This is a genomic window from Klebsiella sp. (assembly GCF_027492335.1).
GTDB lineage: Bacteria > Pseudomonadota > Gammaproteobacteria > Enterobacterales > Enterobacteriaceae > Klebsiella > Klebsiella huaxiensis.
The window spans coordinates 1-18,388 of record NZ_JAPUEW010000042.1 but is presented as its reverse complement, the minus strand read 5'-3'; the positions used below and the strand labels follow the sequence as shown (position 1 = coordinate 18,388).

Sequence of the window (18,388 nt, the reverse complement as noted above, 5' to 3'; positions counted from 1 at the left end):
GCGCCCAATCATCGAATGCGGAATCGGTCACGATGCGCGCTCCGCAACGGAGCGCAAAGCGGCTTTTTCACGGGTTATCGGCAGCAGCGCTTTCCCGTACTCCTGGGCATCATTCAGCGGATCGAATCCGCGGATCAGGAAGTTGCGCACGCCAAGGTCGTAGTAGTCGAGCAGCGCATCGGCGACCTGTTCTGGCGTGCCCACCAGCGCGGTGGAGTTGTGGCCGCCGCCGACCAGTTGGGCGATCCCGGTCCACAGGCGCTTATCCACCACCTTGCCCTGCGCCGCCGTCGCCCGCAGGCGCTGCGCGCCGACGCTATCGGGCTTGGCTTTGAAACCGCCTTCAGTCTGCGCGGCTCGTTCGGTGGCGACGTGCAGAATATGCTCGGCCTTTTCCCAGGCTTCGGATTCGGTGTCGGCGATAATCGGGCGGAACGAGACGCTGAAGTCAATCTCACGCTGATGTTTTGCCGCCTCGGCCCGCACGCGCCGGATGGTTTCATCGGTTTGCGCCAGCGACTCCCCCCACAGGGCGAAAACGTTGGCGTGCTTTCCGGCCACGGCAATGGCCGCTTCCGACGAGCCACCGAAATACAGGGGGATATGCGGCTTTTGCAGCGGGCGGATCGCCGACCAGGCCTGTTCCGCCTGATAAAAATCATTGGCGATATCCACCGGTTGTTCGGCAGTCCAGACCTTGCGGAGGGTGTCGAGGAAGGCATCGGTACGGGCATAGCGCTGGTCATGATCGAGATAGTCACCGTCGCGGCGCTGCTCGGCATCATTACCACCGCTGATGATATGCACCGCCAGGCGTCCACCCAGCAGGTGTTCAAGGGTAGCAAATTTACGCGCCGCAAGAGTTGGCGAGACAAAACCGGGGCGATGAGCCAGCAAGAAGCTGATATTTTGCGTCGACAGCCCGGCCAGCGCGGTCACCAGAAATCCATCGGGTTGATCGGACCAGTGCCCCACCAGCAGGCGGTCGAACCCGGCAGCCTCGTGGGTTTGCGCAAAGCGCACGATGTAGTCGCGGTCAAAAATCGGGCCAACCGGGGCGATGGTTTCCGACGACAGGCGATGACCGATCATGCCGAGAAACTGAATGCTCATACAGAACTCCTTGTATCAGGATAACGAATGGGCCGCAGCGGCGGCGCGTTTTCATTACCCTATACACAGGCTCTTAATGAACAAAATGCATTTTTAGCATATCTTAATATGCAAGACAGGCATTTAAATAAATTATATTTGCTTTTCAGTCAGATGCATTAAGTAGCTGCACGACCTTAGCGGCAAAAAAAGTCAGCGGCTGGCTCAGGTTAGCCAGATTTTGCGCGTTAACCAACCACAGATGTACCTCTGGCTGAAAATCCGCCAGCGTCAGCACCGTCACTTCATCGCGCCAAGGGCTGGCGGCCAGAGCCGCGCGCGGTACCAGGCCCAGTCCCAGCCCCTGAGCCACCAGGCTAATTTGCAGCTGGGCGCCTGCGGTTTCCACATTCAGCGCTAAACGCAGCCCTTGCGATTGCAGCTCGCGGATCAGCCCCGCCCGCAGGCCGCAGCCGTCGGGATTCAGCACCCAGCCTTTCTCCGCGCAGTCCCGCAGCGATCCGGCGTGCAGACGCCAGCTTTTCGCCGCAATCACCACGATATCCAGCGGGCAAAGCAGCCGCCCGCTGTAGCCCTCAGCAAAGCTCAGTTGCTCAGGCCCCATCGCCAGCACCCCATCCAGTTCGACGCTCTCCAGCCGCCTTTGCAACAGCCCGCTCCAGCCGCAGGTGACCTGCGGTTGCAGAGCGGGAAACTGCTGGCGCAGCGCGGCCAGCGCCGGTTGCAGCGCAATTTCCGCCACGCTTTGCGGCACCCCGAGACGCAGGATGCCGTGCGGCTCCGCCTCAGGGTCAAGCAGGCCATACAGCTTTTTGGTTTCTCGCTTGATGCTCAGACACTGCTCGTAAACCCGGTGCCCGGCGGCGGTCAGGGTAAGCGGTCGGGTCTGGCGCTCCAGCAGCGTCACGTTCAGGGTTTGCTCCAGACGCTGGAGACGGCGGGTAATCGCCGATTGGGTAATACCGAGATATTCTGCAGCCTGATTCAGGGAGGAAAACTGCACGGTGGCCAGCAGAGCGTCGATGTCGTCGATGCGCATAGAATCCTTAATGTGATTTTTGCATATTAACATATGCGGAAATTGCATTTTAATTATATTAACGCCTTTGCTAGCGTAAAGACCAGTCCCGACAACAGGAAGCGACGATGACCACACCGCGAGTGGAGAAATTACGCCAGTTTATTCAAGACGTTGATGCCCTGCATCGCGACTTTACCGATGAGCCCGCCCTGCTTGATGCCGTAGCGCACCGCCTGGCGACGCTGGTGAAAAAAGATGACTGGCTGCCGGAGGAGTACACCCTGCCGCATCCCCACCACTATCAGCAGTATCTGCTGCATGCCGACTCCGGGCAGCGTTTTTCCATTGTAAGTTTCGTCTGGGGGCCGGGGCAATCAACGCCGATTCACGACCATCGGGTGTGGGGTGCCATCGGTATGCTGCGCGGCGCGGAGGAGAATCAGCGCTACCGTCTGGACGGGCGCGGTCAGCCGGTGGCCAGCGGCCTTGCCGAGCGCCTCTCCCCCGGCGAGGTGGAAAAGGTATCTTCCCGCGACGGCGACATTCACCGGGTAAGCAACGCCCTGGCGGATAGCGTCTCTATCAGTATTCACGTGTACGGCGGCAATATCGGCGGCGTCAAACGCGCGGTGTATACCCCGGAAGGCCTGGTTAAACCTTTTGTCTCTGGCTACTCCAATCGCCACTTACCCAATATCTGGGATCTCTCTAAGGACAATTAATATGCCCACCTATTCTTATCGCCCGACCGCACAGTTGCGCCAGGCGCTGCTTGACGGCACGGAGTTGGCGCTGCTCGACGTTCGCGAAGAAGCGGAATTCGCCCGTAATCATCCGTTGTTTGCCGCCAATCTGCCGCTTAGTAAACTGGAGCTGGACATTTTCCGTCGTGTACCGCTCCTGACAACGCCGATTACCGTTTATGACAACGGCGAAGGCCTGGCGGAACATGCCGTGGAACGCCTGAAAAACTGGGGTTATCAGGATGTTGCGCTGCTGGAGGGCGGTCTACAGGGCTGGCAGCGCAGCGGCGGAGAGCTGTTTCAGGACGTCAACTCACCGAGCAAGGCATTTGGTGAGCTGGTGGAGAGTAAACGGCATACTCCCTCACTGAGCGCCGAAGAAGTGAAAGCATTAATCGATAGCCCTCAGGAGGTGGTTATCGTCGACGCGCGCCGCTTCGATGAGTATCAAACCATGAATATTCCCGGCAGCATCAGCGTGCCTGGCGCAGAGCTGGCGCTGCGTATTGAGGGGCTGCTCCCTTCGCCGCAGACCACGGTTATCGTCAACTGCGCAGGCCGCACCCGCAGCATTATCGGTACGCAGTCGTTACTTAACGCCGGTTTGCCCAATCCGGTCTACGCGCTGCGTAACGGCACCATTGGCTGGACCTTAGCCGGGCTTGAACTCGAACACGGTCAGCAGCGACGCTATGATGCAGATTTTCACACCTCAGCCGAACGCGTGGCGCAGGTGAAACAGCTGGCCGAACGCGCGGGTGTGATTTTTATCGATACTGACACCGTTAAACGCTGGCAGCGGCAGCCCGAACGTACCACGTATCTATTCGATGTACGCAGCCCGGAAGAGTACGCGGCGGGCCATCTGCCGCAGAGCGTGAGCGCTCCCGGCGGGCAACTGGTGCAGGAAACCGATCATTTCGCCAGCGTGCGCGGGGCGCGGATTGTGCTGGTTGCCGATGATGAGATTCGTGCACCGATAACCGCTTCCTGGCTGGCGCAGATGGGCTGGGAGGTGGCGGTATTAAACGATGTACGGCGGGATGATTTTAGCGAGCGCGAGACCCCGGCCATCAGCGTCCCTCCGGGACCGCAGGCGGAGGAGATTTCGCCACTGCAACTGGCGGAACAGCTACGGGAGCCAGGTACCGTGGTGCTGGATTTCACCACCAGCGCCAACTATGTCGCCCGACATATTCCCGGCGCGTACTGGCTGGTACGTTCACAGCTACATCAGGCGCTGGAGACAATCCCATCAGCGGAACGTTACGTTGTCACCTGCGGCAGCAGCCTGCTGGCAAGATACGCGGTACCGGAAGTGGCGGCATTAACCGGTAAACCTGTGCGGCTGTTGAGCGGCGGAACGCTGGCATGGATTAGCGCCGGGCTGGCGCTGGAGCATGGCGAGACGCATCTGGCGACGCCGCGTAGCGATCGCTATCGCCGTCCATATGAAGGAACCGATAACTCCCCTGCGGCAATGCAGGCCTACCTCGACTGGGAGTTCGGCCTGGTGGAGCAGCTGGCACGCGATGGCACGCACGGGTTTAAGGTATTGTGAATCCCCCTGCTCGCGCTGCGCTTAGCAGGGCTACCAATTCACTGCCACCTGCGGGCCGGTGGCCCGGACAGATGCGTAGCATCGCCTCCGGGAAATTGGCTCCCGGAGGCGGCGCAAAGCGCCTGCTCGGGCTACAGGTCAACCGTCGTTTGTGAACCTGAATAACCCATGACTTTATCGCACCGCCCCGGGAGTTTCTCGGCACCTACCGAAATCAGATCTCCGGCTGGTCGCGTAAAGTCTGGTAAGTAGACACCGCATCGGTATGAGTGTTGCCGAAAAAGTCATGCCACATGGCCTGATTCGGCTTACCGAACATCATAATGGCGTCATCGCCGAGCGTATGGTGATACGCACAGACCACATGCGCTTGCGGACCGGTATGGGGGGAAAAGTACTGGCGGCCAGCAGCGGGGTGAGACTTAGAGCAAACGAGTTCAATTTCATTTTGCACTCCTCCTTATTTGAAGGAGTGCAGAGATAGCAAACGCCCGCCGATGTTACACATCAGCAATCATCATTTCGTCTCATCGACACATCACTGTCCGGCTCGCGCATGATCCAGGAGTACTGGAACGACTTCTCTGCCGGCGTATGGGTGCGGCGGCGAAACGACCCCAACGACTGCGGCGTGCAGTAGGTGCAGCTCCCCAGCCACTCCATATTTTCATCCGGCACGCCCGCATTGCGCAGCAAAAGATGGGCAAAGGCTTGCAGGTCGAACCATAAATTCTCGCTAACGGTTGCAGGGGCCTGTTCGCCATCAGAAGACGGCTGACAAGAGAGGAAAAGCGATTCATGATGGCGTTTTGCCAGTTCGCCCGCGGGCATTGCCAGCAGCATCTGATAAAAATCGCTGGAGACTTCGTAGCAACACGGATGAATATGCGGCCCGCTCACCACCACCAGCTCTTCGGGAGAAACCTGATAACGCCGAAATAGCGCAAGGCTATTTTCGATGATCCCGCTGGCTGCGCCGCGCCAGCCTGCGTGGACGCTACAGATATAGCGCCCGTCTCGCGAAGCCATCAGCAGCGGCAGGCAATCGGCGGTCATCACCCCCACCTTCTGCCCCCTGACGGCGGTAAACATCGCGTCGGCGTGGGGACGTTCGGCCTGCGGGGCCTGATAGTGATGTACGACGTTGCCGTGAACCAGCTTGACCGGCGCCATTTCGCCGTAGGGAAAGGCGGCAGTTTCATGAACATCGAGAAAGGCGTAGCGGATGCCGGGGATATCGCTCAATAAGCGGGATGTAAAAGACATGATGCCCGAAAGAATCAATGGATGATGATTTAACGTATGTCAAAGTGGGTGGATGCGCAAGGTGGAGGACAGCGCACCGGTTTCCCCTCACCCTAACCCTCTCCCCAAAGGGGCGAGGGAACGGTTTTGAGCGCCTTTTTATTATGGCGCTCCCCCGGCTACAAGCGACAAGCGTCCGCAGTCAGGTAGCCCGGGCAAGGCGCAGCTTTTCCGCGCCGCCCCCGGGAATATCTCCGCACTGGCCAAAATGTTCAGGCCAGCGCCGCGCGTTTTTGTCGGCTCATCAGCCAGAACACCGCCGCACCTGCCAGCAAAATACCGGGAGCAGAAGCCGCCATCACGCCAAGGGTGCCGGTGCCCAGCGCGAGCATTTTTCCCGCCAGCAGCGGGCCGCTCATTGCCCCTAAACGCCCTATCGCCACCGCAGTCCCCACGCCGGTCGCGCGGATTTCGGTGCGATAAAACAGCGGCGCCAGGGCATACAGTACGCTCTGCCCGCCTGTGGCGAACAGCCCTGCGACGAATCCTGAAAACAGCATCGCGCCAAGAGACGATGCAGTGCCCAGCGCCAGCAGCGACGCCAGCATGCCGGTGTATATCAGCAGCGACATCCACAGCGGGCTGAGCTTATCCATCAGCGCCCCCAGCAGCAGCGTGCCGCAGGCAGCACCAAACTGGAGAACAAACATCACGCCCGCCGCCTCGCTGGCGCTGAAACCCTGACCGACTAACAGCATCGGCAGCCAGTTAATCAGCATATACACCACCAGCAGCGTGAAGAAATAACACAGCCACAGTAGCAACGTGGCGGTGGCGTTACCCGGCGCGAGCAGCGTACGCAACGGCACGCCTTCCACGCTGCGCTGAAAGACCGGCGATTCCGGCAGCCAACGCATTAATAACGGCACCAGCAGCAGCGGAACGACACCGCCAACCCAGAATACCGTTTGCCAGGCCGAAGCGAGGCCGAAAAAACCCAGCGCCGCCGCCAGCGCTGCGCCAATCGGCACGCCGCAGTACATCAGGCTCACCGCCCTGCCGCGAAAACGCGGACCAGCGGCCTCGGAAGTTAAAGCAATCAGATTGGGTAGGGCCGCGCCCAGCCCAACGCCGGTCAACAACCGGGCCAGCAGCAGCGTCGGGTAATTCCACGCCAGCGCAGTGGCGATGGAGAACAGGCCAAAGAGCAGAACCGAACCCAGCAGAATGCGCTTGCGGCCATAACGATCCGCCAGAATGCCGCCCACCAGCGCGCCGGGCAGCAGGCCGAGGATCCCGGCGCTAAAAATCCAGCCCATCTGCATTTTATCCAGCGCGAAGGCCTGCGCCATGCCGACGGCGGCAATGCCTGCCGCCTGCAGATCCAGCCCTTCCATCAGGGCCACCATAAAACAGAGCCCGACGGTTAACATCAGGCGTGAATTGCTTGCAGTCGTGGTTTGGGTCATAGGGTACCTTTGCGATATCCGGACAATCGGAGCAGGTGAATGGCGGCTGATACGTTGCCAGCCGCGCATTTCTTCTATTTGTTACGATTAAGCAGGTCCAGCGCGACGTCGACGATCATATCTTCCTGACCGCCCACCATCCGCCGCTTGCCGAGTTCGACGAGAATATCCACCGCGCTCAGGCCGTAGCGCGCCGCCGCCACTTCGCTATGGCGCAGGAAGCTCGAGTACACCCCGGCATAGCCCAGCGCCAGCGTTTCGCGGTCAACGCGCACCGGACGGTCCTGTAGCGGGCGCACCAGTTCATCGGCAGCGTTCATTAAGGCGTAGAGATCGGTACCGTGGTTCCAGCCGAGTTTGTCGGCAGCGGCGATAAACACCTCCAGCGGCGCGTTGCCTGCTCCTGCGCCCATCCCTGCCAGGCTGGCGTCGATGCGGTCACAACCCTCTTCCACCGCGGCGATGGAGTTGGCAACGCCGAGGCTGAGGTTATGGTGCGCATGCATACCGGTGGCAGTTTCCGGTTTCAGCACCGCCTTCAGGGCGCGAAAACGATCGCGAATGTCGTTCATATTCATCGCCCCGCCGGAATCGACCACGTAGATACAGGTCGCGCCATAAGATTCCATCTTCAGCGCCTGCTGTGCCAATTGTTCCGGAGTGGTCATATGGCTCATCATCAGGAAGCCAACGGTGTCCATGCCCAGCTCGCGGGCGAAGGCGATATGCTGTGCCGAGACGTCCGCTTCGGTGCAATGAGTGGCGACGCGCACCACCCGAGCCCCAGCCTGATAGGCGTTTTTCAGGTCGTGCAGGGTGCCGATACCGGGCAGCAGTAAAGTGGCGATTTTCGCCTGGCTGACCGATTCCGCCGCCGCTTCAATCCACTCCAGGTCGCTGTGCGCGCCAAAGCCGTAGTTAAAACTGGAGCCTTGCAGGCCGTCGCCGTGCGCCACTTCGATCGAATCCACCCCCGCACTGTCCAGCGCCCGGGCAATCTGGCGCACATTATCGAGTGAATACTGATGGCGAATGGCATGCATCCCGTCGCGCAGGGTCACGTCTGAGATATAGAGTTTTTTACCGTTCATACTACTTCTCCCGCTGCGCCGTTCATTGCCTGGGCCATTTTCTCCGCCGTTGCCAGCGCCGCCGAGGTCATAATATCGAGGTTGCCCGCGTAGGCTGGCAGGTAGTGCGCTGCCCCTTCGACTTCGAGATAAACCGATGTTTTCAGGCCGGAGAAGCGGCCAACGCCCGGCAGGTTCACCGGCTTATCTTCCGGGATCACTTCAAACTGCACCTGCTGTTTCAGGCGGTAGCCCGGCACATAGGCCTGCACCGCCGCCGCCATTTTCTCAATCGAGGCGGCAATGTCCTGCTGCGACGCGTCTTCGCTTAACACATAAACGGTATCGCGCATCATCAGCGGCGGCTCCGCCGGGTTCAGCACGATAATCGCTTTGCCCTTCGCCGCGCCGCCGACTTTTTCAATGGCCTGTGAGGTGGTTTCAGTAAATTCATCAATATTGGCCCGCGTCCCCGGCCCGGCGGATTTGCTGGCAATCGAGGCGATGATTTCCGCATAGTGCACTTTCGCTACCCGAGACACCGCGGCCACCATCGGGATGGTCGCCTGGCCGCCGCAGGTCACCATATTGACGTTTCCCTGTTGCAGATTGGCATCAAGGTTGACCACCGGTACGCAGTACGGACCGATAGCCGCCGGAGTCAGGTCGATAACGCGAATTCCCGGTTTGGCTTCGCGCAGCGCGGCGTCGTTTTTCACGTGCGCCCCGGCGCTGGTGGCGTCGAAAACAAAGTCAATGTCGGCAAATTCCGCCATCTGCATCAGACCGCCGACACCTTCGTGGGTGGTGGCGACACCCATGCGCCGGGCGCGGGCCAGGCCGTCGGATTCCGGGTCGATGCCGACCATTACCGCCATCTCCAGATGCTGCCCGTGGCGCAGAATTTTGATCATTAAATCGGTACCGATATTGCCGGAGCCGATAATTGCGACTTTACGTTTACTCATGACGACCTTCCTCTTGCGCGACGAACGTTGCCGCCACTGAACCTAAACCCTCAATATGGGCTTCAAAACGATCTCCTGCGTTAATCGCCACCATCGGCCCCAGCGCACCCGTCAGCACGATATCGCCCGCCCGCAGCGGCTCGCCAAGGCTGGCCATTTTGCGCGCCAGCCATACCGCCGCGTTCAGCGGATGGCCCAGGCACTCGCTGCCGCGTCCGCTGGAGACTTCCTCCTGATTGCGGGTCATGCGCATGGTGCAGTTTTTCAGATCCAGCCCCTCCGGTCGGCGCGCCGGGCTGCCGATCACGTAGACACCGCAGGAAGCGTTGTCGGCTACCGTATCAACGAAACCAATCGACCAGTCGCGAATGCGGCTACCGACCACTTCCAGCGCGGGCAGCACCCAGTCGATAGCGGCGTACAGCTCATCAAAGGTGGTGTCGGCATGCGGCAGGTCATGCTTGAGCACAAGGGCGATTTCGGCCTCAACCTTCGGCTGCAGGATGCGGGAGAACGGCACATTGGCGTTATCTCCGTAGCACATGTCGGCAAACAGAGTGCCAAAGTCCGGCTGGTCAACGCCCAGCTGCTGCTGCACTTTAGGATGGGTCAGTCCCACCTTACGCCCTACCACCCGGCGCCCCATGGCGACGTGGTGCTGTACGTTAATACGCTGGATGGCGTAGGCTGCCTCGGCGTTGTCGACGCCGAGAATATCGCGCAGCGGTTCAATGGCCTGCCCGTGGGTTTCCGCCTCACGCAGACGCTGCGCCAGTTGTTCAAGAGATAACGTTGTCATCACGATTCCTTAATTCCGCGCCAGAAAATCGAGCACCAGCTGGTTGAAGCTCTCCGCATGTTCCCACTGCGCCCAGTGGCCGCAGTCGCGATAGATATGCAGCTCGGAGCCGTTAATGCCCGCCAGCAGACGCAGCCCGGCGTCCATCGGTACAAAGCGGTCGTTGCGCCCCCAGACGATCAGAGTCCGGGCGCTAATTTCGCCGAGGTGCGGGCTAAAATCCGGGAACTGCTTCGGATTGGCTTCCAGACTTTTAACGAAATTTTCCAGGTGATCCCGCCGCGACAACATATTGTTGAGGCGCGCTTCGAACAGCGCTTCGGTCAGATCGCGGGTATCGAAAACGAAGATGTTCATCATCTTTTTCAGATTTTCGATGGTCGGCTCACGATACAGGCCGTTCAGTAGCTTGATGCCCTCCGTCGGCATCGGCGTAAACAGGCTCATGCCGCCGGTTCCGCCGCCCATCAGCACCAGCTTGCCGACGCGCTCGGGCCAGCTCAGGGTGAAGGCCACCGCGCTATGGCCGCCCATCGAGTTGCCCAACAGATGCACTTTGCTGATATCCAGTTGGTCAATCACGCTTTTCAGCACCCGGGCGTTCAGGTCTGAACGGGAACCACTGTTGATGATAGAGTCGCTTTTCCCCCAGCCGGGGCAATCCAGCAGAATCACCCGGTAGCCCGCCTCGACCAGCGGATCGATATTGCGGCTAAAGTTGGCCCAGCCGGTGGCACCGGGGCCGGAGCCGTGCAGCAGGACCACGGTTTCATCCCCCTGGCCGCAGTCGTTAAAATGAATACGTAGTGTTTTTCCGTCCTCTTCAACGTTGAGAAAACGGCTAGTGGCGGCTTCGGTTTGCGGTTGGTAACTCATGATATTCTCCCGTTAGTTCAGTTCTGCGTGGTGGCGCTCAGCGAGCCAAATCCGGCAATCCACTCGGGGATTGGCCGGTAGTAGCGGCCTTCGCTGCGCCAGTTGCCAAAGGCGGATAGCGCGGCAAAGGCAGCCACCCAGGTTTTAATCTCGTGCGTCGATTTCCCCGCCATCGCCGACAGCTCTTCGTTACTCACGGCGTCCAGCTCAGCCAGTCGTCCCTGCTCCAGCAGGCTCATAAAGCGGTTATCCCAGATGGGGTTGAGCGGATAGAGCGAGTTCTGATCCTTAATAAACTGCTTCGCCGCGCCGATTACCCGCTGCTGACGCAGCTCGCGCTCATCAGGCGGCAGTTGTTTGCCGCTACCCAGCAGCCGGTCGCGCATATGGGCATCGGCTTTCGCCAGCTCCGGTACCGGCGGTTGATGCGAAAGCCCGCCGGAACCGAGGATCAGCACGCGTTTATTGAGGGTGGTAAGGAAGCGACCAATGGCTTCGCCCAGCATCCGGGTGCGCTGAAAGCCCGGTAGCGGCGTCGCCACGCCGTTGATAAACACCGGCAGAACAGGCAGCTTATCCAGCCCGCCGAGCAGGAACTCCAACGGTTGCGCAAAGCCATGATCCACCTGCATACAGTAAGAGACCGCCAGGTCGATACCGTCTTTCATCACCGCGTGAGCGCAGGCCTCTGCCAGCGCCGTCGGTACCGGCAGCTCGCCGCTGGCGCTGGCGAAATCGCCAATAGAGGTTGCGCCAATGCCTAGACAGAATGGCGGCATCACGTCGTAGAAAAAGCCGTTGTAGTGATCCGGGGCAAACAGCACCACCAGCTCCGGGTCGAAGGCGGCAATTCGCGCCCGCGCCTCGGCAATCACGCCGTTGACCTCGTCCAGCACCGCCTGCTCCGGGTCAACATAGCCCACCAGCGGGGTATGCGAGAGACAATGAAGATAAGCATTCATATCAGGCCACCTTTTCCATCGTTGTTGTGGATGGCGCGGGTGCTAACTGCATTTTGCTCGCCAGCGCATCAAGCTTATTGCCCAGGGTTTGCGGTATTGCCACGGTGGCGACGAAGCGGTCCGGACGCACGACGGCGATGGCGGTATCGTGCTGCGCAAACCAGCTTTTCAGACGGTTTTGCGTGTCGCCGAGGCGGATAACGCCGGGCACGTTGTCCTGGTCGCAATGAATCTGTACCTCCGGTACCACCTGGATAAAACGCACCCCGACAGCGTGCCAGCGGGAAATCTGTTCTTCATTTAGTCCCCAGAGCGGGTTGCAACCCCAGCAGAGGATGGCGAAGTTCGCGCCAATCACCTCATCCAGCAGCGTGACCTGACCGTTCTCAAGCGTTACCTTTGGCTGGATAAACATTTTGCCAACCGGGGAGCTTTTACCTTCATCTTCCGCCAGCAGCGCGCCGTCGCGATACTGCGGCATCGGCTTGAAGCGCATTTCGAGGAAGTAGCGTTTTACCGGCGGCAGATAGTTGAGTAACCACGAGATACCGTCGCGTACTGCGCCGTGCCAGCGTTTCGGCGGTGCCAGGACGTTACCGGCAGTGACCGACAGGTCGATCATCGCTTTCGCGTGGTCCCGTCGCTCCTGTTGGTAGCTATCGAGCAGCGACTCTCCGGCTTTGCCGTTCACCACCAGCGCCAGCTTCCACGCCAGATTGAAGGCATCGCGCATGCCGCTGTTGTAACCTTGCCCCTGCCAGACCGGCATGATGTGCGCGGCGTCGCCCGCCAGCAGTATGCGATCCACGCGAAAGCGTTCGGCAATGCGCGCGTTATGGGTATAGACGCGCTGGCGGATCAGTTCGACGTGGTCCGGGTCCGGTAGTACCTTGCTCAACAGTTGGCGCATATTGCCCGGCTCGCTAAGCTGGGCTTCGGTTTCACCGGGCATCACCATAAATTCAAATCGCCGAACGCCATGTGGCAGCGCGGCGGAGACATACGGGCGCACCGGGTCGCAGCACAGATAGACGTGCGGAGTGGCCAGAGGATCATTAGCGATATCGATAACAATCCACTGATTTGGCGCGGTTTTCCCTTCAAAGGGAATATTCAGCGTGCGGCGAATAATGCTGGCACCGCCGTCGCAGGCCACCAGCCAGTCGGCGCGTACGGTTTCGTGCTCGCCATCGCTGCCTTGCAGATTTAACGTGACACCGTCACTATCCTGGCTAAAGGCTTCAACTTCGCGGGAAAACAGGCAACGGACGTGGGGAAAACGGCTGAGGCCTTCGTACAGCACCCCGTCAACCTGCGGCTGAATAAAGGCGTTACGCCGCGACCAGCCAAACTCGTCGGTCATCGGTTGAATATCGGCGAAGCAGCGCCCTTTCGGAGTCAGAAAGCGCATGGCGTGCCACGGCGTGGTGTGCGGCAGCACGTTGTCCACCAGTCCGACGGCCTGCATCGCCCGCAGCGCTTCATCGTCGATACCGATGGCGCGGGGGTAATCGATCAGTGAATCCAGCTTCTCAATCAGCAGCACGCTGACGCCCATTTGCCCCAGGTAGTTGGCGATCATCAGACCAACAGGGCCAGCACCGGCAATCGCCACCTGGGCGGTATGCTGCACGGCCGGTTGGATATCAGGATTAGATGTTGTCATTTTCAAAACCTCACGCTTCGGACAAATTGCCGCTATCTGGAAAACATCAATGCGGCAATTTGTTAATTAAATGTGAATATATTTTTATAGTGAGGTCAGTATAGGTTTGGTAATTTGCGCTACAATCAAAACATCATCAGATATGCACCAGGTGCACATGATTGTTTAAAATGATTTTTATCGAGGCAACATGAGCGAAAATTCGTCAGCAGATTACAAGACGGTACGCGGATTAAGCCGCGGATTATTGTTATTAAACTTGTTAAATAAATTCGACGGAGGCGCGACGGTTGGCACCCTGGCCGAGTTTAGCGGCCTGCATCGCACCACCGTCAGACGACTGCTGGAAACGCTACAGGATGAAGGATATGTTCGCCGCAGCCGCTCCGATGATAGCTTTCGATTGACGATTAAAGTTCGTCAGTTAAGTGAGGGATTTCGTGACGAACATTGGATTTCTGCCCTCGCCACGCCGCTGCTTGGTGAGCTTTTGCGGGAGGTTCTATGGCCAACTGACATCACCACGCTTGACGTCGATGCGATGGTGGTGCGCGAAACCACCCACCGCTTCAGCCGCCTCTCCTTCCACCGTGCGATGGTCGGCCGCCGTCTGCCGCTGCTGCTGACGGCGTCCGGGCTGACCTGGCTGGCCTTCGCCCCGGAACATGAACGAAACCCAATCATCGAGATGCTGGCCGCGCGCCCGGAAGCGGAGTACCAACTGGCGCGTGAGCCGGAAAAACTGACCACCATTCTCGAACGCACCCGGCAAAACGGCTACGGTGAGAACTTTCGCAGCTGGCAGCAGGAGGAAAAAATCGCCTCAATTGCCGTCCCTATCCGTAGCCAACAGCGGGTTATTGGCTGCCTGAACCTCGTATATATGGCCAAAGCCATGACCATCGACCAGGCGGCACAAAAGTATCTCGCCTCATTGCAAAAAGTGGCCAGCCAGCTCGAAGAACGCATGGCCGATGAAGAGGTTTTTTACGAATAGCCTTGTCCTGAAGGGGTAAATGGCCCGGTAACAATTGCGCTCGGCGTCGCTATATATTTTAATGCATAGCGATAATCCTTATATAACCGAGCCATTCCATGTCAAAACAGCCGCGTTTTCTCCTCGCCCTGACGCTTTTCAGCGCCAGCCTGTTCGCCAGCCAGGCTTTTGCCGACCGTACCGTCACCGACCAGTTAGGTCGTGTAGTCACTCTCCCCGACCACGTCACCCGCGCCGTGGTGCTTCAGCACCAGACCTTAAACCTGCTGGTGCAGCTTAACGCCGCTGACGATATCGTCGGCGTCATGAGCAGTTGGAAAAAGCAGCTCGGCCCGCAGTTTGCCCGCTTTATGCCGGGTATTGAGAAACTGCCGATGCCGGGCGATCTGACTCAGGTCAATATCGAGAGTCTGCTGGCGCTGCATCCGCAGGTGGTCTTCGTCGCCAACTATGCGCCGCAGGCGATGATCCAGCAGATCCAGAACGCCGGGATCCCGGTGGTGGCCGTCTCGCTGCGCCAGGATGCCGCTGGCGAGAAAAACAAAATGAACCCGACGATGGCCGATGAAGAGCAGGCCTACAACGAGGGCCTGAAACAGGGTATCCGCCTGATTGGCGAAGTGGTCGATCGCAAAACGCAGGCCGAAGATCTGATTAACTACACCTTTAGCGCCCGTAAGCAGGCCAATGCGCCGGTCGCCGATATCCCGGAAAACCAGCGGGTGCGCGTATATATGGCCAATCCGGATCTCAACACCTATGGTTCAGGTAAATATACCGGCCTGATGATGACGCACGCCGGGGCGCTGAACGTCGCTGCCGCCAGCGTGAAAGGCGCACGCCAGGTTTCGCTGGAGCAGGTGCTGCAGTGGAACCCTGAGGTGATTTTTGTCCAGGACCGCTATCCGGACGTCGTCAAACAGATCCAGAACGACCCGCAGTGGCAAAGCATTGACGCGGTGAAAAACCACCGCGTGTGGCTGATGCCGGAATACGCCAAGGCGTGGGGCTACCCGATGCCGGAAGCGCTGGCTATTGGCGAACTGTGGATGGCGAAAAAGCTCTACCCGTCCCGCTATAACAACGTCGATGTTGATGCGAAAGCGCAGGATTACTATCAGCGTTTCTATCGCGTGAAGTGGACCCCAGATGCTCAGTAATCGCCACCCGGCCCTGCTGCAATGCACCCTCGCACTGGTTACGCTGTTAATTGCCGTCGCTTCAATCTGTTTTGGCCAATATCCATTAAGTCTGGCGGAAGTTTTCCGCCAGTTGGCGCATCTTTCGCCCGTTGACGGCGTGGCCGGACAGGTTGTCTGGTCAGTGAGGCTGCCAAGGATTGTGATGGCGCTGCTGGCCGGCGGCGCGCTGGGGCTGTGCGGAGCCACCTTACAGGGAGTGTTCCAGAACCCGCTGGTGGATCCGCATATCATCGGCGTCACCTCCGGATCCGCTTTCGGCGGTACGCTGGCGATTTTGCTGGGGCTTAATACCGTTCTGATGATGACCTCAACCTTTTTCTTCGGTCTTGCCGCACTGATTCTGGTGTACCTGATTGCCGCGCTTCAGGGTCGGGAAAGCACGCTGGTGCTGATCCTCTCAGGGATTATCCTCAGCGGATTTTTTGCTGCCCTGGTGAGCCTGATGCAGTACCTGGCCGATACTGAAGAAACGCTGCCGAATATTGTGTTCTGGCTGCTCGGTAGCTTCGCCACCGCCAACTGGCACAAAGTGCTGATCATGGCAATTCCAGTGGGCTGCGCGGCGGCGGTGCTCTTTAAGCTGCGCTGGCGGATCAACCTGCTGGCGCTGGAGGACAAAGATGCGCGCGGGCTGGGGGTTTCCGTTACCGCTTTACGTCGCGGCGTGCTGGTATGCTGCGCGGTACTGGTTGCCGCCCAGGTGGCGGTAAGCGGCAGCATTGCATGGGTCGGACTGGTTATTCCGCATCTGGCGCGGCTGCTGGTGGGGGCCGATCATCGGCGTCTTCTGCCCACCGCCTTCTGGCTTGGCGGCGGTTTTATGATTGTCGTCGATGACCTTGCCCGTACGCTAACCCAGGCCGAAATCCCCATTGGCATTATTACTGCCCTGCTTGGCGCGCCGCTGTTCACTTATCTGCTGGTACATTCACGGCGCAGAGGGGCATTCTGATGACGCTTTCCTTGCGTTTAACCGACCTGTTATATGGTCATAGCCAGCCGCTGTTTACGCCGTTGAGTTTACAGTGCGGTTCCGGCGATATCTGGGCGGTACTCGGCGCAAACGGGCGCGGCAAAAGCACCCTGCTTGATACGCTGACCGGGGTGCTGACGCCGCTCGGCGGTCAGTTTACCTGCGAGGGCGGTATTGCTATTGTGCCGCAATCTTTTCGCCCGGCTTTTAGCTGGCAGGTGCGCGACATGGTGCTGATGGGCCGTGCCCGCCACGTCAATCTGTTCGCTCAGCCGTCAGCGGAAGATGAGCGCCAGGTGCAGGAAGCGCTGATGCAGCTCGGCATCGCGTCGCTGGCCGGTAAGGTGTTTCGTTCGCTATCCGGCGGCCAGCAGCAGCTGGTACTGATCGCCAGAGCGCTGGTGGGAGCCAGCCAGAATATCCTGCTGGATGAACCCTGCTCGGCGCTGGATCTGGCCAACCAGCAGGTGGTACTGCAATTAATCAGCGACCTCGCCCACCGCCAGCGGCGCACTGTGGTGTTTACCACTCACGACCCGACCCATGCTCTGCAGGTGGCAAGCCATACCTTGCTTCTGTTACCGGATGGGCAATGGCTGGCAGGCGAATCCACCAACGTGCTGACGGAAGAGAACCTTCAGCGCGCTTATGGTTTACCGGTGCGCAAAATCAATCATCCCGGATCGGCGGTTCCGCTGCTGGCCCCGCAGTTTACCATTCATCGTTGATAGCTAAAAAACCGGCGTTTTTCAGGAAGCGCTGGCCCTCTGCGCCGAGGATAAAGCGGCACAGCTGCTGCGCACCGGCACTCTGTTCAATCTGCGCCAGCTGATAGTCACAGCAAATATTCCACGACGGCGGTATGACGAGGGTAAGCAGGTCATCGCACGCCGTCATCTGCGTAGCGTAATGCGCATAGCCAATAAACAAATCGGCTAAGTTTTCGCGAATCAGCCACGCTCCGGCGGTTTCACCGGCAGGTATGGTAAGAGAGTCTCGTCCCCCCACCAGTTGCTGAGCGCGGGCCATAATGGCGCCCCCCACGCCGGGGCAACGTTGTTCAATCAGGGAAAAAAGCTGCCAGGTATAGTCACCCGACGGGTCGCAGCCCGGAGTGGAGGTTGCCAGGCGTAAGCTCGGATCGCTGAGAAGCGCCAGCCAGTCCCGCCGGTCTGTTTCCGCGCCGCGCCGGGCAGTCAGCATAAGCTGATTACGGGCGAACGAATGGCACTCCCCGGCCAGCCCGGCCTGGCGCAGCGCCTGCGGATGCTGAACGTTGGCTGAAGCAAACACCGAACAGGGTTCTCCGGCCTCAATGCGCTCGCGCAGCAGGCCTGCTGGACCAAAATGAACATCGACCGGGATGCCGGTTTGCTGCTGAAAACGTGCCAGCAGCGGGATAAAAGCACTTTTCAGGCTTCCCGCCGCCAGCAGCGTTAAAGAGATGGTCATAAGAACAATCGCTCTACCCTAAATAATTCGAGTTGCGTGAAGGCGGCAAGTGAGAAAATCCCCAGGAGCTTACTGAAGTAAGTGACTGGGGTGAACGACAAATCTGCCGGGAGCAGATTTGAACGTCGCTTGCGACGGCCCGTAAGGGCGAGGCCCATGGATGGGCCGAGTAATCCGTAGCCAACGTACAAGCAACTTGAAGTATGACGGGTATATAAAACGGAATCTATGGTCACTCCCGTTTTTGCAACACCGATTTTGACGATAAATT

At 59.1% G+C, this 18,388-nt stretch carries 17 protein-coding genes and 2 pseudogenes; 6 read left to right on the top strand and 13 right to left on the bottom strand.

Annotated elements, in window-relative coordinates; all coding sequences use genetic code 11:
• Nucleotides 1–8: 8 nt before the first annotated feature.
• Nucleotides 9–1,113, bottom strand: a pseudogene (locus tag QVF11_RS12040) (LLM class flavin-dependent oxidoreductase).
• A 145-nt stretch (nucleotides 1,114–1,258) separates the two neighbouring features.
• Nucleotides 1,259–2,152, bottom strand: a complete 894-nt coding sequence (locus QVF11_RS12035) for a LysR family transcriptional regulator (protein ID WP_287857115.1) — start codon at nucleotides 2,150–2,152, stop codon at nucleotides 1,259–1,261.
• 107 nt (nucleotides 2,153–2,259) lie between these two features.
• Here QVF11_RS12035 and QVF11_RS12030 point away from each other — a divergent pair, with 107 nt between their 5' ends.
• Entirely contained in the window at nucleotides 2,260–2,856 is a 597-nt protein-coding gene (locus QVF11_RS12030) for a cysteine dioxygenase family protein (protein WP_112213447.1), read from the top strand.
• Nucleotide 2,857: 1 nt separating this feature from the next.
• Nucleotides 2,858–4,438, top strand: a complete 1,581-nt coding sequence (locus QVF11_RS12025) for a rhodanese homology domain-containing protein (RefSeq protein WP_287857113.1) — start codon at nucleotides 2,858–2,860, stop codon at nucleotides 4,436–4,438.
• A gap of 220 nt (nucleotides 4,439–4,658) precedes the next feature.
• Here the strand turns inward: QVF11_RS12025 and QVF11_RS12020 are convergent.
• From QVF11_RS12020 to QVF11_RS11980, 9 genes and pseudogenes are all read right to left on the bottom strand, one after another.
• Nucleotides 4,659–4,885: pseudogene (locus tag QVF11_RS12020) on the bottom strand (hypothetical protein); the annotation flags it as partial.
• A gap of 60 nt (nucleotides 4,886–4,945) precedes the next feature.
• On the bottom strand, nucleotides 4,946–5,704 hold the full coding sequence (locus tag QVF11_RS12015) for a purine nucleoside phosphorylase YfiH/LACC1 family protein (protein ID WP_287857111.1): 759 nt from the start codon (nucleotides 5,702–5,704) through the stop codon (nucleotides 4,946–4,948).
• Between the two features lie 251 nt (nucleotides 5,705–5,955).
• Nucleotides 5,956–7,152 (bottom strand): 3-(3-hydroxy-phenyl)propionate transporter MhpT, encoded by a 1,197-nt coding sequence (gene mhpT, locus QVF11_RS12010; protein ID WP_287857109.1) that lies wholly within the window; start codon nucleotides 7,150–7,152, stop codon nucleotides 5,956–5,958.
• 74 nt (nucleotides 7,153–7,226) lie between these two features.
• Nucleotides 7,227–8,243: a 4-hydroxy-2-oxovalerate aldolase gene (mhpE, locus tag QVF11_RS12005; RefSeq protein ID WP_181485926.1), complete on the bottom strand. Its 1,017-nt coding sequence runs from the start codon at nucleotides 8,241–8,243 to the stop codon at nucleotides 7,227–7,229.
• On the bottom strand, nucleotides 8,240–9,190 hold the full coding sequence (mhpF, locus tag QVF11_RS12000) for an acetaldehyde dehydrogenase (protein ID WP_142514022.1): 951 nt from the start codon (nucleotides 9,188–9,190) through the stop codon (nucleotides 8,240–8,242). The genes mhpE and mhpF overlap by 4 nt, the downstream gene beginning before the upstream one ends.
• Entirely contained in the window at nucleotides 9,183–9,989 is an 807-nt protein-coding gene (gene mhpD / locus QVF11_RS11995; protein WP_142514023.1) for a 2-keto-4-pentenoate hydratase, read from the bottom strand. Before mhpD ends, mhpF begins: the two co-directional genes overlap by 8 nt.
• 9 nt (nucleotides 9,990–9,998) lie before the next feature.
• Nucleotides 9,999–10,865, bottom strand: coding sequence for a 2-hydroxy-6-oxonona-2,4-dienedioate hydrolase (gene mhpC, locus QVF11_RS11990; protein WP_287857106.1), 867 nt, complete (start codon nucleotides 10,863–10,865; stop codon nucleotides 9,999–10,001).
• A 17-nt stretch (nucleotides 10,866–10,882) separates the two neighbouring features.
• The gene (gene mhpB, locus QVF11_RS11985; RefSeq protein WP_287857104.1) at nucleotides 10,883–11,827 is read right to left on the bottom strand and encodes a 2,3-dihydroxyphenylpropionate/2,3-dihydroxicinnamic acid 1,2-dioxygenase; all 945 of its coding nucleotides are present in this window, start codon (nucleotides 11,825–11,827) and stop codon (nucleotides 10,883–10,885) included.
• A 1-nt stretch (nucleotide 11,828) separates the two neighbouring features.
• Nucleotides 11,829–13,493, bottom strand: coding sequence for a bifunctional 3-(3-hydroxy-phenyl)propionate/3-hydroxycinnamic acid hydroxylase (locus QVF11_RS11980; protein WP_112213438.1), 1,665 nt, complete (start codon nucleotides 13,491–13,493; stop codon nucleotides 11,829–11,831).
• Nucleotides 13,494–13,683: 190 nt separating this feature from the next.
• Between QVF11_RS11980 and QVF11_RS11975 the strand changes: the two genes are divergently transcribed.
• The 4 genes from QVF11_RS11975 (at nucleotide 13,684) to QVF11_RS11960 (ending at nucleotide 17,393) form a co-directional block, all read left to right on the top strand.
• The gene (locus tag QVF11_RS11975; protein ID WP_112213437.1) at nucleotides 13,684–14,490 is read left to right on the top strand and encodes a DNA-binding transcriptional regulator; all 807 of its coding nucleotides are present in this window, start codon (nucleotides 13,684–13,686) and stop codon (nucleotides 14,488–14,490) included.
• Between the two features lie 98 nt (nucleotides 14,491–14,588).
• The gene (locus QVF11_RS11970) at nucleotides 14,589–15,650 is read left to right on the top strand and encodes an ABC transporter substrate-binding protein (protein WP_287857101.1); all 1,062 of its coding nucleotides are present in this window, start codon (nucleotides 14,589–14,591) and stop codon (nucleotides 15,648–15,650) included.
• Nucleotides 15,640–16,644, top strand: coding sequence for a FecCD family ABC transporter permease (locus QVF11_RS11965; RefSeq protein WP_287857099.1), 1,005 nt, complete (start codon nucleotides 15,640–15,642; stop codon nucleotides 16,642–16,644). The genes QVF11_RS11970 and QVF11_RS11965 overlap by 11 nt, the downstream gene beginning before the upstream one ends.
• Nucleotides 16,644–17,393, top strand: coding sequence for an ABC transporter ATP-binding protein (locus tag QVF11_RS11960; RefSeq protein ID WP_287857097.1), 750 nt, complete (start codon nucleotides 16,644–16,646; stop codon nucleotides 17,391–17,393). The genes QVF11_RS11965 and QVF11_RS11960 overlap by 1 nt, the downstream gene beginning before the upstream one ends.
• Here the strand turns inward: QVF11_RS11960 and QVF11_RS11955 are convergent.
• Together QVF11_RS11955 and QVF11_RS11950 are read right to left on the bottom strand one after the other, a co-directional pair.
• A complete protein-coding gene (locus QVF11_RS11955; protein ID WP_287857095.1) occupies nucleotides 17,377–18,117 on the bottom strand; it encodes a substrate-binding domain-containing protein in 741 nt (246 codons plus the stop codon). The two genes, QVF11_RS11960 and QVF11_RS11955, sit on opposite strands and share 17 nt — an antisense overlap.
• The coding region (locus tag QVF11_RS11950) for a hypothetical protein (protein WP_287857093.1) at nucleotides 18,114–18,388 on the bottom strand (275 nt) is incomplete at its 5' end. The genes QVF11_RS11950 and QVF11_RS11955, both read right to left, overlap by 4 nt.

What these genes read in the sequence shown, in the direction of transcription:
- QVF11_RS12025 (WP_287857113.1), top strand. Translation starts at nt 2,858, where the DNA reads ATGCCCACCTATTCTTATCGCCCGACCGCACAGTTGCGCCAGGCGCTG.
- mhpT (WP_287857109.1), bottom strand. Translation starts at nt 7,152, where the DNA reads ATGACCCAAACCACGACTGCAAGCAATTCACGCCTGATGTTAACCGTC.
- mhpB (WP_287857104.1), bottom strand. Translation starts at nt 11,827, where the DNA reads ATGAATGCTTATCTTCATTGTCTCTCGCATACCCCGCTGGTGGGCTAT.
- QVF11_RS11960 (WP_287857097.1), top strand. Translation starts at nt 16,644, where the DNA reads ATGACGCTTTCCTTGCGTTTAACCGACCTGTTATATGGTCATAGCCAG.
- QVF11_RS11965 (WP_287857099.1), top strand. Translation starts at nt 15,640, where the DNA reads ATGCTCAGTAATCGCCACCCGGCCCTGCTGCAATGCACCCTCGCACTG.
- QVF11_RS11955 (WP_287857095.1), bottom strand. Translation starts at nt 18,117, where the DNA reads ATGACCATCTCTTTAACGCTGCTGGCGGCGGGAAGCCTGAAAAGTGCT.
- QVF11_RS12015 (WP_287857111.1), bottom strand. Translation starts at nt 5,704, where the DNA reads ATGTCTTTTACATCCCGCTTATTGAGCGATATCCCCGGCATCCGCTAC.
- QVF11_RS11970 (WP_287857101.1), top strand. Translation starts at nt 14,589, where the DNA reads ATGTCAAAACAGCCGCGTTTTCTCCTCGCCCTGACGCTTTTCAGCGCC.
- QVF11_RS11980 (WP_112213438.1), bottom strand. Translation starts at nt 13,493, where the DNA reads ATGACAACATCTAATCCTGATATCCAACCGGCCGTGCAGCATACCGCC.
- QVF11_RS12035 (WP_287857115.1), bottom strand. Translation starts at nt 2,152, where the DNA reads ATGCGCATCGACGACATCGACGCTCTGCTGGCCACCGTGCAGTTTTCC.
- mhpD (WP_142514023.1), bottom strand. Translation starts at nt 9,989, where the DNA reads ATGACAACGTTATCTCTTGAACAACTGGCGCAGCGTCTGCGTGAGGCG.
- mhpF (WP_142514022.1), bottom strand. Translation starts at nt 9,190, where the DNA reads ATGAGTAAACGTAAAGTCGCAATTATCGGCTCCGGCAATATCGGTACC.
- mhpE (WP_181485926.1), bottom strand. Translation starts at nt 8,243, where the DNA reads ATGAACGGTAAAAAACTCTATATCTCAGACGTGACCCTGCGCGACGGG.
- QVF11_RS12030 (WP_112213447.1), top strand. Translation starts at nt 2,260, where the DNA reads ATGACCACACCGCGAGTGGAGAAATTACGCCAGTTTATTCAAGACGTT.
- QVF11_RS11975 (WP_112213437.1), top strand. Translation starts at nt 13,684, where the DNA reads ATGAGCGAAAATTCGTCAGCAGATTACAAGACGGTACGCGGATTAAGC.
- mhpC (WP_287857106.1), bottom strand. Translation starts at nt 10,865, where the DNA reads ATGAGTTACCAACCGCAAACCGAAGCCGCCACTAGCCGTTTTCTCAAC.